14 protein-coding genes and 1 riboswitch are annotated in these 13215 nt (G+C 36.3%); of the genes, 6 read left to right on the top strand and 8 right to left on the bottom strand.

All coding sequences use genetic code 11. The features are described from left to right. Positions 1-11: 11 nt before the first annotated feature. Positions 12-710, bottom strand: coding sequence for a Dph6-related ATP pyrophosphatase (locus tag Q763_RS03205; protein ID WP_035131119.1), 699 nt, complete (start codon positions 708-710; stop codon positions 12-14). Between the two features lie 99 nt (positions 711-809). Further along, positions 810-990, bottom strand: a riboswitch (cobalamin riboswitch). A gap of 48 nt (positions 991-1038) precedes the next feature. Continuing rightward, the gene (locus Q763_RS03200; protein ID WP_035131118.1) at positions 1039-1563 is read right to left on the bottom strand and encodes a DUF7935 family protein; all 525 of its coding nucleotides are present in this window, start codon (positions 1561-1563) and stop codon (positions 1039-1041) included. 198 nt (positions 1564-1761) lie between these two features. Between Q763_RS03200 and Q763_RS03195 the strand changes: the two genes are divergently transcribed. Then, positions 1762-4101, top strand: a complete 2340-nt coding sequence (locus Q763_RS03195; RefSeq protein WP_035131303.1) for an ATP-dependent helicase — start codon at positions 1762-1764, stop codon at positions 4099-4101. Between the two features lie 79 nt (positions 4102-4180). Continuing rightward, complete coding sequence (locus Q763_RS03190) at positions 4181-4801, top strand: L-threonylcarbamoyladenylate synthase (RefSeq protein ID WP_035131116.1); 621 nt, start codon at positions 4181-4183, stop codon at positions 4799-4801. 76 nt (positions 4802-4877) lie between these two features. Here Q763_RS03190 and Q763_RS03185 read toward each other — a convergent pair whose 3' ends face one another. From Q763_RS03185 to Q763_RS03175, 4 genes are all read right to left on the bottom strand, one after another. Next, positions 4878-5147: a hypothetical protein gene (locus Q763_RS03185; RefSeq protein ID WP_035131114.1), complete on the bottom strand. Its 270-nt coding sequence runs from the start codon at positions 5145-5147 to the stop codon at positions 4878-4880. A gap of 30 nt (positions 5148-5177) precedes the next feature. Continuing rightward, positions 5178-5375 carry a hypothetical protein gene (locus Q763_RS03180; protein ID WP_035131112.1) on the bottom strand — a complete coding sequence of 66 codons (198 nt, stop codon included), beginning with the start codon at positions 5373-5375 and terminating at the stop codon, positions 5178-5180. Between the two features lie 257 nt (positions 5376-5632). Next, a complete protein-coding gene (locus Q763_RS18055) occupies positions 5633-5764 on the bottom strand; it encodes a hypothetical protein (RefSeq protein ID WP_262493963.1) in 132 nt (43 codons plus the stop codon). Positions 5765-5943: 179 nt separating this feature from the next. Continuing rightward, a complete protein-coding gene (locus Q763_RS03175) occupies positions 5944-6483 on the bottom strand; it encodes a GNAT family N-acetyltransferase (RefSeq protein ID WP_035131110.1) in 540 nt (179 codons plus the stop codon). A gap of 143 nt (positions 6484-6626) precedes the next feature. On the opposite strand from Q763_RS03175, the gene fabG reads away from it, so the two are divergent. The 3 genes from fabG (at position 6627) to Q763_RS03160 (ending at position 9954) form a co-directional block, all read left to right on the top strand. Continuing rightward, a complete protein-coding gene (gene fabG, locus Q763_RS03170) occupies positions 6627-7373 on the top strand; it encodes a 3-oxoacyl-[acyl-carrier-protein] reductase (protein WP_035131108.1) in 747 nt (248 codons plus the stop codon). Positions 7374-7429: 56 nt separating this feature from the next. Next, positions 7430-9457, top strand: coding sequence for a vWA domain-containing protein (locus Q763_RS03165; protein ID WP_035131107.1), 2028 nt, complete (start codon positions 7430-7432; stop codon positions 9455-9457). Between the two features lie 68 nt (positions 9458-9525). Beyond that, positions 9526-9954, top strand: a complete 429-nt coding sequence (locus Q763_RS03160) for an META domain-containing protein (protein WP_035131105.1) — start codon at positions 9526-9528, stop codon at positions 9952-9954. A 49-nt stretch (positions 9955-10003) separates the two neighbouring features. Here the strand turns inward: Q763_RS03160 and Q763_RS03155 are convergent, their stop codons facing one another. Then, entirely contained in the window at positions 10004-10405 is a 402-nt protein-coding gene (locus tag Q763_RS03155; RefSeq protein ID WP_035131103.1) for a hypothetical protein, read from the bottom strand. Positions 10406-10486: 81 nt separating this feature from the next. Continuing rightward, positions 10487-11752 carry an OmpA family protein gene (locus Q763_RS03150; RefSeq protein WP_035131101.1) on the bottom strand — a complete coding sequence of 422 codons (1266 nt, stop codon included), beginning with the start codon at positions 11750-11752 and terminating at the stop codon, positions 10487-10489. Between the two features lie 100 nt (positions 11753-11852). On the opposite strand from Q763_RS03150, the gene Q763_RS03145 reads away from it, so the two are divergent. After that, on the top strand, positions 11853-13208 hold the full coding sequence (locus Q763_RS03145; RefSeq protein WP_052123206.1) for an NAD-dependent succinate-semialdehyde dehydrogenase: 1356 nt from the start codon (positions 11853-11855) through the stop codon (positions 13206-13208). Positions 13209-13215: the final 7 nt, after the last annotated feature.

Genomic DNA, 13215 nt, shown 5'->3' with positions numbered 1-13215 from the left:
ATGATGGTTATTTATTGTGGAATCAAATCGCAAAACCAGTATCCGGTTTTTGTACCGTGGTTATCGTATTCTCTGTAAATCGTTTCGCCTATGGTAAAATCTATAGGTTTTTTAAAGTAAGGAGCACCAAAGCAAAAGGTATGGAACTCTCCGTTCTCACCACATGGATCAACACCTTCGGGTAGTTCATTTATAAAATCGTGATCTATAACACGACCTACAAATGATTTATCCAGTTTCGTACCGTTTACGCAAACCGTTATGGTTTTAAAGCCAAGATCTATAAATTCCTTTAATAGTTCTTTAGTATCTTTTTTCCATAATGGGAAAACTGCTTTTATACCATAAGGTTCCAGGTGTTTTTCCCTGTATACTTTAAGGTCTTCTAAAAAAATATCGCCAAAGGCAGCAGTGGTGTATCCTTCACTAATTAGTTGTTCAACCTTATTTCTCATAATCGTTTCATACTCCACGTTGGTAGGTTGAAGCGGAAGCTCTATAGTCGTACCTGGTATCCCTATGGCTTCAATTTGCTGAAGTAAAAGTTCTTTACGTAATCCGTGCATACTAACACGATCATAATGTGAATTTACAGATGTAAGCAGACTGCCTACACTATAGTTTTTATCCTGTAACAGGTAATGAAGAGCAAGTGCGCTGTCTTTACCGCTACTCCAGTTAAAATACGTTTTTTGTGTGTTCTCCGTCACGTGTATATTTTTTAAGCTTTTACGGAGATAAAATGAAGGCACAGTATTACACTCCAAAAAGGAGTACAATTACCGGACGTCACTTTAACCGCGAAAGCATAGTCATTATTTAGTAAGGCAGGTCTCCTGGCTTGTACATTTTATCGCCCTTCCCGCTAAATGCAGCAGTGGTTTACTACGATAAAACCGTTTTGTACTTTACAGTTGCGCGACAGCCCGTGATTTACACACGATTCCCTATTAATTTGCGTTAAGCAAAACCTTTCGGCAAATATAAAATAAAAAGGCATCCTGAAAAGAATGCCTTGTAAAATATTGTAAGTTGGCATTACTGCCACATTTCGGCTACTTCATTTTTTAGGTAAGCCACAGCAATACTGCTTGGGCTTTGTGTGTCAAACAAATCGGTAAGTATAACTTCTCTTAGTTTGTTGGCACTATCTACCTTTTCGCTCATGTTAGTTTTGCGTATCATTTGAATAGTAGCATTTTTTGCAGTAGTGATAATGTCCCAGCTTTCGGCAGAAACATAAATTTGTTGTGTGAGGTTGTGCTCGTATTCCTGCTCAATCTGAGCAATTACATATTCTTCATAATCATGTTTGTTAGATGATTGGGGAGCAATTCTTATAAGCAGTTTCGAAGGGTTAATTCTTTCAAGGAAAAGTACCAGTCTTTCATATGCCTGTAGTCGCAGTGGCATAGCATTTTTTTGTGCTTCTTTGTGAATAAGGTAGCGACGGCGGCTTTCTTCGTTTTTGCGTTGTGCATCAAAAAAATAGTAGGCTACAAGTCCTACTACTATTGAAGGGAGTGTATATGCCAGTACGTCAATAAATTTTGTAAAATCCATGTTTAGTAATAGTTTGGTGTAATAAACTAACGCAGTTTGTTAATATAAAATTGTGAAAGGCGAAAATAATGAAATACTTTTTGTATGATAAAATTATTGTGAATAATTTTTAACAAAACACTCTTTGTGAAACTGTAATTAAGATTTATTTACCGACTAAAAATAACTATTTTTGCTTTTTTGGAAGTTATGACGGAAATTGAAAAGTATATAAGCCAGTTAAATGAAGCGCAAAGGGCTCCGGTTTTGCAAAAGGACGGACCTATGATTGTAATTGCAGGTGCAGGATCGGGTAAGACAAGGGTACTTACACTGCGCATTGCTTACCTTATGAGTCAGGGTGTTGATGCCTTTAATATTTTGGCACTTACCTTTACTAATAAGGCTGCGCGTGAAATGAAAAACCGTATTGCGGGTATTGTAGGTAACTCTGAGGCCAAAAACCTGTGGATGGGAACATTCCACTCTATTTTTGCTAAAATACTCCGTTTTGAGGCCGATAAGCTTGGTTATCCGTCAAACTTTAGTATTTACGACAGTCAGGATAGTGTACGCCTTATTTCTTCTATCATTAAAGAAATGCAGCTGGATAAAGATGTATACAAGCCAAAGCAGGTATTAAGCCGTATTTCCAATTACAAGAATAACCTTATTACAGTTAAAGCTTATTACAATAATCCTGAACTGCAGGAAGCCGATGCCATGTCTAAAAAACCAAGGATGGGAGAGGTGTACGAGCAGTATGTAGAGCGTTGCTTTAAGGCGGGAGCAATGGACTTTGATGACCTTCTGCTTCGTACAAATGAGTTGCTTAACCGTTTCCCTGATGTACTTATGAAATATCAGGATCGTTTTCGTTATATACTGGTAGATGAGTATCAGGATACAAACCACTCACAGTATCTTATTGTAAGGGCACTGTCTGACAGGTTCCAGAATATTTGTGTGGTAGGGGATGATGCCCAGAGTATTTACGCTTTTAGGGGAGCAAATATTAATAACATCCTGAACTTCCAAAAGGATTACGATAACGTACAAACCTACCGACTGGAGCAAAATTACCGTTCGTCACGAAACATTGTGGAAGCGGCTAACTCCATTATAGATAAAAATAAAACCAAACTGGATAAGGTTGTATGGACAGCTAATGAAGACGGACCGAAAATTAAGGTACACCGCAGCCTTACCGATAGTGAGGAAGGGCGTTTTGTGGCGAGTACCATTTTTGAGCAGAAAATGCAGAACCAGCTTCCTAACGGGAACTTTGCTGTACTGTACCGTACCAATGCACAGTCACGTTCTATTGAGGATGCCTTAAGGAAACGTGATATTCCTTACAGGATTTATGGTGGACTTTCTTTCTATCAAAGGAAAGAGATTAAAGACGTTTTAGCTTACTTAAGGCTTGTTATTAACCCTAAGGATGAGGAAGCTCTTATACGAGTTATTAACTATCCGGCAAGGGGTATTGGCGGTACTACAATCGAAAAACTTACTGTAGCGGCAAACCATTACAAACGCTCCATTTTTGAGGTAATGGAGAACATTGACAGGATTGACCTAAGGCTTAATTCGGGTACAAGAAACAAAATCCAGGATTTTGTTACCATGGTAAAAAGCTTTCAGGTTATTAACGACAGTTATGATGCCTTTTACCTTACTGAGCATGTTACCAAGAAAACCGGACTTATACAGGAACTGAAAAAGGATGCAACGCCCGAAGGTATTGCCCGTATAGAAAATATAGAAGAATTACTTAACGGTATTAAGGACTTTATTGAAGGACAAAAAGAAGTAGATGGTGCAAGAGGAGCATTATCGGAATTTCTTGAAGATGTTGCCCTGGCTACCGATATGGATAAAGATACCGGAGATGATGACAGGGTAGCACTTATGACCATTCACCTTGCAAAAGGACTTGAGTTCCCTCATGTATTTATTGTGGGGATGGAGGAAGACCTTTTCCCAAGTGCCATGAGTATGAATACCCGTAGTGAACTGGAAGAGGAGCGTAGGCTGTTTTATGTGGCACTAACCCGTGCCGAGCATCAGGCTTACCTTACTTATGCACAATCAAGATACCGTTGGGGTAAACTGGTTGATAGTGAGCCTTCACGCTTTATAGAAGAAATTACAGATGTTTTTCTTGAATACCTTACTCCGGTAGAAACAAACTATCGATACAAGCCAATGATTAATAATGATATTTTTGGCGATGTAGATAAATCAAAACTAAGATTATCAAAGCCTAAAAGCGGTATTCCGCCGAAATGGGTTACCGATAACGACCCTAAACCGGATATGGCAATACGCCGACTTAAACCTATGGCTGGCGGATCGACTCAGGCATCATCAGGACCTGCAATGCCCGATAGTAAGCTTAACATTGGTAATGTGGTGATGCACGAACGTTTTGGTAAAGGGCAGGTACTTAACCTTGAAGGGGTAGGAGCAGATAAAAAGGCTGAAATAAAGTTTGAAGTAGGGGGAATTAAAAAGCTGTTACTCCGCTTTGCTAAGCTCGATGTTATTGGCTAAAGCTTTACGTTTAAATTAACGCTAATAACAAATAGCTTTCGTAACTTTAAGCTTACAAAAACCGAAAACAGACTAGAACATGGCACAATTCATAAAAATATACCCCGAAAATCCCAATGAAAGGGAGATAGAGAAAGTGGTTAAAATACTGCGTAACGGAGGGATTATAATTTATCCTACTGATACTGTTTATGGTTTGGGCTGTGATATAACCAACAGTAAAGCACTTGAGCGAATTGCCCGTATAAAAGGTATTAAACTGGATAAGGCAAACTTTTCGTTTGTATGTAGTGATTTGAGTAACCTCTCGGATTATGTAAAGCAAATAGACACAAGTACCTTTAAAATACTTAAACGATCATTACCCGGACCTTATACATTTATTCTTCCGGGTAATAATAACTTACCAAAAGAGTTTAAAAAGAAAAATACGGTAGGTATACGTGTGCCCGATAATAATATAGCGCTCGACATTGTAAGAGCTTTGGGTAACCCTATAGTTTCGACATCCATACATGATGAGGATGAGATTTTAGAATACTCAACCGATCCTGAACTTATTTTTGAAAAATGGCAAAATCAGGTTGATGCGGTTATCGATGGCGGATATGGTGATAATGTAGCTTCTACTATTGTAGACCTTTCGGGTGATGAACCTGTACTTGTAAGGGAAGGAAAAGGAGATCCTGATATATTTTAATTAGACATCAATATAAATAATGAAAGCTGCCCTTTTGGACAGCTTTCTGTTTTTAATGGAATAATAATTTATCTGGCTAGTTTGTTGCCGGATCAATATTTTTAGCAGCAGTTTCACTTTTGTGTTTAAGTCTGTCAGCAATTTCGCCACCTTTGTGCACTACTTCATCAAATTTTTTGCGGGCACTATCTTTTACATTATTGTATTTGTCTTTAAGGTCTTTCCCTAACGACTCAGCTTTTTCACATGCACCGTCAAGATATCCTTTTCTTTTGCATATAACTCCTACTACCGCAAGGGCTGCTACTCCGGCAGCAATTCCTAAAACTAATTTTTTGTTACTCATAGCTGTTTATTTTTATGATTAATAAATAATTTATTCTTTATTATTTCCTTTATTTTCCTGATTGTTTTCGCTGTCAGGATTTAACTCACTTCTTTTTAAAGTGTCGTTTTCGTACCACTGCCCTTGATTAACCCTTTTTTCTTTTTGGGGTATAGGTTTTGGTTCCTGATTAGGAACCATGTTTTTAGGAAGCGGATCCTGATCTGGTTTTCTGTTTTGATTACTCATAATGGATTTAGGTTTAAAAGCACTTACAAGTTAGTTATTATCAATCACAAAGTGTATTAATAATCTCTTAAAAGAGTATTGCTAATCAACAGTTTAACGTTTTGTTATACATTTCGTATAAACTGATTAGAAACCTAATATGAGTGGTGTAAAAATATATTACAGGTAAAAAAATGAGGCTTATTTAGTGGTACTGCCCCATAAAGGATTAGCACCTGCAGGAGGTGCTTTATAATAAAGTGATATGTATAGCGAAACTATACAAAAAGAGGGTACTCGTGTTCATCCTCATAAACATCGCTCTCTTCTTCTTCTAGTTCCATTTGCGCTACAAAATTATAGACTCTTATAAGTCCGAATCCTGCTAGCATGGCCAGGAAAAATTTCATCACATTCATCTTCTCTTGTTTTACTCGGTTAATTTTAATCATTTCGCTTTTTTTGTTTAATATTTCATTTTTCTTCTTCGTGCCTTGAAATTACAAATAATAAATCAAACGCTCTCTCCATTTAATAAAACTTTAATACTTAAAGGCTTATTTAGCATTAAATTAGTTTTTTCGTAAAGTTAGATATACTTAACCATAGTGATTTTATCAATTGGTTTACCTTCCCTAAAAAAGTCTTTAATCAGTCCGCAATACTCAAAACCAAATTTTTCATAGAGTTTTATTCCTGCTGTATTTGATGCGTATACTTCGAGCCATACAATTTCTAAGGGAGACGCTTTTGTCCATTCAATAGTATTCTCCATAAGAACCGAACCTATTTTTTTGTTTTGCCATTTGTTATGTATACCCATACCTATCATACCGGTATGGTATAATTTACGACGTTGGTTTCCGGTAAGATCTATATTGCCTATTATTTCATTCTCATATTCGGCTAATAACAGCAGGCTGTTGTCCTGATTATTATACCGTTCTATCCATTCGGCTTCTTCCTTAATAGTATTTCGATATTCATCTTCATACATAGGGATAGAGGTCGTACCTTTAATATAGCTTTTTTTTAAGTCTATAAGTTTTTGGGCATCCTGCCTGTTGCCTTTGCGTATGATAATAACCTCTCCCGAAGGTATTTTATGTTTACTATACAAATTGTCCATATACAACCTTAACAGCTTAATAATGAGTTTCCCTACAAAATTCGTAGTAATACTTGAACTAAAAGATAAATTGGGGTAAATAAACCTCAAACATTTTATTATATTTGTTGCTCTATAATTAAAAAAACAAACAATACGAACCTATGAAATTACTAGAAGGAAAAACGGCTATTATTACCGGAGCGAGTAGAGGTATTGGCCGTGGTATTGCCCAGGTTTTTGCTAAGCATGGTGCTAATGTTGCTTTTACATACAGCTCTTCTGCCGAAGCAGCTAAGACATTAGAGGATGAACTTACAGCATTGGGTATTAAAGCTAAGGGATACCAGTCTAACGCTGCCGATTTTAATGAAGCACAAAAGCTGGTTGACGAAGTAGTGGAAACTTTTGGTACTGTAGATATATTAATTAATAATGCAGGTATTACTAAGGATAATCTTTTAATGAGAATATCTGAAGAAGATTTTGACAAGGTAATAGAAGTAAACCTTAAGTCGGTTTTCAACATGACAAAAGCAGTACAGAGAACAATGCTTAAACAACGTCATGGTTCTATTATCAATATGAGTTCTGTAGTAGGTGTTAAGGGTAATGCCGGACAAACTAACTATGCAGCATCTAAAGCAGGTGTAATTGGTTTCACAAAATCAGTAGCATTAGAGCTTGGTTCAAGAAACATTCGTTGTAACGCTATTGCTCCGGGATTCATTGAAACTGAAATGACAGAAAAATTAGGTGCAGATGTAATTAAAGGATGGACAGAGAACATTCCGTTAAAACGTGGCGGTACTCCTGAAGATGTAGCTAACGCTTGTGTTTATCTTGCTTCAGATTTATCAGCTTACGTTACAGGTCAAACCCTGAACGTAGACGGAGGTATGCTTACCTAATTCACAAAAGCATTAATTTTAAATTAAAATCAATTGAATATCGATAACCAGCCAATATGACTACATCTACAGTTTTATTAATAATAGTATCTGCACTTGTAGCCTTTGCGTTATCGTTTTATCAATATCTTTTCAAAGCCAAAAAGAAAAGCCCTGTGTTCTTCTTTTTGGCTTTTTTACGTTTTATAACCCTGATGGCTGTTTTTTTACTGCTTATTAATCCGGTTGTAACAAAAAAGGATTATGAAACAGTTAAAACACCACTTCCGATATTGCTGGATAATTCGCAGTCAGTTAAAGAACTGGGACAGGACAGTGTTGCTAAACTGCTTTCTCAAAAAATTACTTCAAACAAAGCACTAAATGAAAAGTATGATGTACAGCTTTATACTTTTGATGAAGGTTTTGAAGTAGGGAAGGAGCCCGACTTTACCGGGAAGCAAACCCATATTGACCAGGCAGTACAAAACCTGAAACAGTTTTACAGAAATACATCCTATCCGGTTATATTGCTTACCGATGGTAACCAAACCATAGGTAATGATTATGTATACAGTTTTCAGCAAAACACAAGTGTTTATCCAATAGTATTGGGTGATACTACTGTTTTTCCTGATTTAAAAATCAATCAGCTTAATGCTAATAAATACGCTTTCCTAAAAAACAAATTTCCTGTAGAGGTGTTTTTGCAGTATAACGGTACTAAAACCGTGAATGCTGTATTTTCGGTTCAGCAGGAAAATAATGTTTTAAGTAAACAGAATATCACTTTTACTAAAGATAAAAAAGTAGAGTCAGTAACTGTTTTACTGGATGCTGATAAAGTAGGTGTGCAAACTTACAGAGCAGTGCTGTCTTCACCGGAACAGGAAAAAAACAAATACAACAACATTAAAAACTTTGCTGTAGAGATAATTGATCAGCGAAGTGAGGTGGCTATTGTTTCTTCCATCAATCACCCTGATCTTGGTGCTTTAAAAAGGGCTATTGAATCAAACCAACAAAGAAGAGTAACTATTATTAAACCAAACGAGGTAAAATCATTAAATGATTATAATGTATTAGTCTTATATCAGCCAAACGCTACTTTTAAAGGGCTTTTGGATATGAATGCCAATGCAGGACTAAACACCTGGATTATTACCGGTATGCATACTGATTTTAATCTACTTAACCAGTATCAGCAGCAGTTATCCTTTAAGATGACAAATCAAAAGGAAGATTACCTTGCAAGCTATATTTCATCCTTTAATCTTTTTGATACCGATGATATAGGCTTTGAACAGTTTCCGCCATTAGAGCAGCCTTTTGGTAATGTAAAGCTTAATTCGGGTACTAATACTTTATTACAGGCAAGGATTAGAAATGTTGAGACTGATAACCCTTTACTTGTTTTCTCCGAGAGCGGTTCATCGCGTAAAGCTTTCCTACTAGGGGAAAACATCTGGAAATGGAGACTTGAAACACATGTAAACAATAAGTCGTTTGAAGAGTTTGATGTGTTTACAGATAAAATAATTCAGTATTTGGCAACCAACTCAAAACGAAAATCATTAGTTGTTAATCACGAACGTTTTTACAATTCGGGTGAACCAATAAATATTACAGCACAATTTTTCAATAAAAACTACGAGTTTGACGAAAATGCCCGTTTAACTATTGTTGTGAAAGGTAATGATTCTGACTTTAGTAAAACTTATGATTTCCTTAAAGGGAATAATGAGTACAAGGTTAATATGGATGGACTTCCAACAGGTCAATATAGTTTTACGGTTAAGGAAAACAATTCTAACACGACCTATGTAGGTAGTTTTGAAGTACTGGATTTTCAAATTGAAAAGCAATTTGTAAACCCAGACTTAAACAGACTACTACAAACTGCAGATAATACAAACGGTAAGGTGTATTACCCGTCTCAGACAGATGAACTGATTGATCTTTTTGCCAAAAATGAGAATTACAAAGAAACTCAAAAAGCAAAAACCACAAAGTCTCCGTTAATAGACTGGATTACACTTCTTATTGTACTTTGTGTCTCTCTTGCTACAGAATGGTTTACAAGAAAATATAACGGACTGTTATAAAATTATTGTAATTACGGTTTTTAATTAATGCTATTTGGTTAATTTTATAGAAACAAAAAATAAGCATTATGAAAAAACTGACAATATCAACTACAATTATTGCATTTATATTTACTCTTATATCCTGTAAATGCACAGAAAAGGTTTCTACAGACGTTTTGACGGCAAATGCATGGGAATTATCAATGTTAAATGGAAAAGCTGCTGATACGGCCGATTTTGGACGTGGAATGCCTACTGCGACTTTTACAGCCGAAAAGAAAATGAACGGAAGTGCAGGTTGTAATCGTTATGGGGGAGAATATCAAATAGGAGAGGATGGTAGTTTTAAGGCCGATAAGGTTTTTGCTACTAAAATGTATTGTGCCGATGCAAAAGGTGAAAGTGAATTTTTAAAAGCACTTAATGATGCCAACAGGATAAAAACTCAAAAAGGAAAAGTTATCCTTTTAAATGGCGACAAGGAAGTAATGGTTTTTGTTCCTTCAGTCAAATAGAAGAAATTAAAATAGTATAAAAAAAGGGAGCTGTTAAAGCTCCCTTTTTTTATACTTCGGTTTTTACTAAAATCTGTACCTGATCTTTAAGGCGTTCAATGAGTATGTTCATCATCCTTTTATTAAGGTTTGACGAGTTTGTTATGTACTCCCTAAACTCATCTATTGTAAACATAGCGATAACCATGCCTTTTAAAGCGTTTCTGAACTTTATATCCTTTTGTATGGCATTCTCTATAAAAAGAAGTTTTTTCTCGGTAGAGAGGCTATAAAAATCAGTTTTATGTTTGTTTACATAGTTAAGGAAAGATTCTACAAACAAATCGTTTTGTAGTTTGAGTATAGGTCTAAGAGTTTTGTTCTGAAATTTTTCTTCCTGTGAAGACTGTTCCATTATTTCACCTATAGTGCCCCCTCTTATTTCAAGAAGGGCATTGTCGCGCTGGTTCATTTTCTTTTTCTTTTACCTTAAAGATATAAAAAAACCTCTGCATCAAGCAGAGGTTTTTAGTTTATTTATTAGAATCTAATATTATTTCAGGATGAAAGTAACTCTTCTTACTACCTGACGTGCATATTTAGAATCTTTGTTTACTGAAGTATCTTCACCGTTACCTACAATGTTTAGTCTACCAGCATCGATACCAGCATCAACTAAAATCTTCTTAACGTTTTCAGCTCTTCTTTGAGATAGTTGCTTGTTGTAATCGCTGTTACCGATTTCATCAGCATATCCTACTACGTCTGCAGAAACTGAAGGGTTTTGTTTTAGGTATTTGATCAGGAAGTTCATTCCGCTTACAGACTGTGCGTTTGGCTTGTCTGAATTGAAGTCGAAGTAAACGTTTACATAACCGTTGTTGATTAGACCAGCAAGATCGTTGCTATTACTTTCACTAACTTCTTTCTTGATTTCGTTAGTTCTTTGATCTAGATAAGACTCTAGTTCATCCGGCACACCATTGTTGTTTTTATCAATAGCTCTACCTTTTGTATCAACAGCAACACCAGTTACACTGTTTGGCTCAGCATCCAGGTAATCCGGCACACCATCTTTGTCAGAATCATTCATCATAGTTTCGATTTCTCCGATTCTTTGCTCTAGTGCATCTAGCTCATCGCTCTTATCGTCAACAAACCAGTCAGCATGTTTCTCATTTTTACCTAAATAGATAGAAAGACCTACAGTAGCATTGTAAAGGGTACTGTCAAATCCTTGTTTAGATCCTGGCTCATAGTTACCACCATCCCAAGTTTTTTGTTGAGAGAAGCTGTTTATCATTGTAAAGTCAGCGTTCAACGAAACTCTGTCAGATAATCTTACCTGTCCGGTTAAACCGATAAGGAAGTTACCAATCCAGTCTTCACCATTAAAACGGTCGTCATTTTTAAGTTGACCTACACCAACACCCATGTGACCTAAAAGGTTGAATCTGTTAGTCCATGATTCAAACTCCATAATACGTCCAAGATTAGCATAACCCTGTAAGCTTGTGCGTAGAAGTTTTGATTCGAATTCAGGACCGTCATCTTCACTCATCACATCATAACCTGCGTCAAGTTTAAGACCGAATTTAGTGTTAAACATGTACCTGAAACCTAAATCTGCATGGAAAAAATTAAATGCAGATGAATGATAGCCCGGGCTCATTGGATTAGCGGGCTTGCTGAAACCGCCGTTAACATCAATAGACCATTTGTTGTAGTCGTTTGAGTTACCGCTTTCCTGCACGTCCTGTGCTTGTAAACTTGCCGAAGTTAGGCAAATCATTAATAAAGGTAGTACAACTTTCTTCATAATAATTGTTTATTGTTATCAGTACTTTGAAATTTTTTGTAAATGTAGTAATTTTAAATCTAAGAAAATATGTGTTATTTTTTCAAATATATACTTTATAATGCCGTTAACAACTAATCCATACGACTTAAGTACCCTGTCGGAATATCAGTATTACACTGACATTCAGGTTAATCAAATGCTTGAAATTAGTCAGAAAAGCTTTCGAAAATGGGGGAAAACGCCCCTAAAAAAAAGGGTGAAATTTATCAAAAATTTAATATTTGTTTTAACAAAAAAACAACATTTACTGGCTGAAAAGTGTTCTCAGGAGATGGGAAAACCGCTTAAGCAGGCTATTGCCGAGGTGAAAAAGTGCTCGCTTTTATGTGAATTTTACCTTGAACACGCAGAAAAGTTCCTTCAGGATGAAAAAATTTCTTCGGATGCGGGTGAAAGTTTTGTTACTCACGAGCCTCTTGGGGTTATTTTAGGAGTAATGCCTTGGAATTTTCCATACTGGCAGGTTTTTCGTTTTGCAATTCCGGCTATTATTGCAGGTAATACTGTTGTGGTTAAGCATGCTTCAAACGTAGCTGAGTGTGCTCAGTTACTGGAAGAGCTGTTTAAAGAAGCTGAATTTCCTGAGATGATTTATCAAAATCTTCAGATATCCGGTAGTCAGGTTAAAAATGTAATTGAGAATCCTATCATTAAAGGGGTATCTCTTACAGGTAGTGAAAAAGCAGGAGCTACAGTGGCATCTACAGCTGCTAATCTTATAAAGAAATCAGTATTGGAGCTTGGCGGTAGTAATGCTTTTATAGTACTGGAAGATGCCGATTTAGATAAGGCTGTACCGGTAGCTGTTACTGCCAGAATGCAAAACACGGGGCAAAGTTGTATTGCGGCTAAGCGCTTTTTAGTTCATAGCTCGCTTTATGATGAGTTTTTGAAGCGTTTTACAACCGAGGTTAAAAAACTTAAATCAGGTAATCCTATGGATGAGGATACTGATATTGGTCCGCTTGCAAGGGTAGATCTTGCAGAAGATATAGAAAAGCAGGTAAATAAATCTGTTGATATGGGAGCAAAGGTGATAATAGGAGGTAGGCGTAACAATGCTTTTTATGAACCTACTATTGTGGTTAATGTTACCTCTGACATGCCTTTATTTAATGAGGAAGTTTTTGGACCTGTAGCTCCGGTAATTGCTTTTGATAGCTTTGAAGAAGCTGTTAAGTTGAGTAATTATTCTGATTTTGGGCTGGGTGTAAACATTTTCACAGAAGATATTGAAGGAATAAAAGAGAAAATAAGCCTTTTTGAAGAAGGAGCTGTGTTTATCAATGCAATGGTTAAATCAGATCCGGCTTTACCTTTCGGGGGAGTTAAGAAATCAGGTTTCGGACGTGAACTCGCTGAAAACGGAATTAAGGAGTTTGTAAATGTGAAAACGGTTTACATTGCTAAATAATATAGGA

This window comes from Flavobacterium beibuense F44-8, from assembly GCF_000769915.1.
In the GTDB taxonomy this organism is placed as follows: Bacteria; Bacteroidota; Bacteroidia; order Flavobacteriales; family Flavobacteriaceae; genus Flavobacterium; species Flavobacterium beibuense.
The sequence above is the reverse complement of the archived record's forward strand: the minus strand, read 5'-3'. Positions and strand labels throughout refer to the sequence as shown.

Excerpts from the sequence above, each read along its gene's own strand:
- Q763_RS03200 (WP_035131118.1), bottom strand. The coding sequence starts at position 1,563 with ATGGATTTTACAAAATTTATTGACGTACTGGCATATACACTCCCTTCA.
- Q763_RS03190 (WP_035131116.1), top strand. The coding sequence starts at position 4,181 with ATGGCACAATTCATAAAAATATACCCCGAAAATCCCAATGAAAGGGAG.
- Q763_RS03185 (WP_035131114.1), bottom strand. The coding sequence starts at position 5,147 with ATGAGTAACAAAAAATTAGTTTTAGGAATTGCTGCCGGAGTAGCAGCC.
- Q763_RS03180 (WP_035131112.1), bottom strand. The coding sequence starts at position 5,375 with ATGAGTAATCAAAACAGAAAACCAGATCAGGATCCGCTTCCTAAAAAC.
- Q763_RS18055 (WP_262493963.1), bottom strand. The coding sequence starts at position 5,764 with ATGAAATTTTTCCTGGCCATGCTAGCAGGATTCGGACTTATAAGAGTC.
- Q763_RS03175 (WP_035131110.1), bottom strand. The coding sequence starts at position 6,483 with ATGGACAATTTGTATAGTAAACATAAAATACCTTCGGGAGAGGTTATT.
- fabG (WP_035131108.1), top strand. The coding sequence starts at position 6,627 with ATGAAATTACTAGAAGGAAAAACGGCTATTATTACCGGAGCGAGTAGA.
- Q763_RS03165 (WP_035131107.1), top strand. The coding sequence starts at position 7,430 with ATGACTACATCTACAGTTTTATTAATAATAGTATCTGCACTTGTAGCC.
- Q763_RS03160 (WP_035131105.1), top strand. The coding sequence starts at position 9,526 with ATGAAAAAACTGACAATATCAACTACAATTATTGCATTTATATTTACT.
- Q763_RS03155 (WP_035131103.1), bottom strand. The coding sequence starts at position 10,405 with ATGAACCAGCGCGACAATGCCCTTCTTGAAATAAGAGGGGGCACTATA.
- Q763_RS03150 (WP_035131101.1), bottom strand. The coding sequence starts at position 11,752 with ATGAAGAAAGTTGTACTACCTTTATTAATGATTTGCCTAACTTCGGCA.
- Q763_RS03145 (WP_052123206.1), top strand. The coding sequence starts at position 11,853 with ATGCCGTTAACAACTAATCCATACGACTTAAGTACCCTGTCGGAATAT.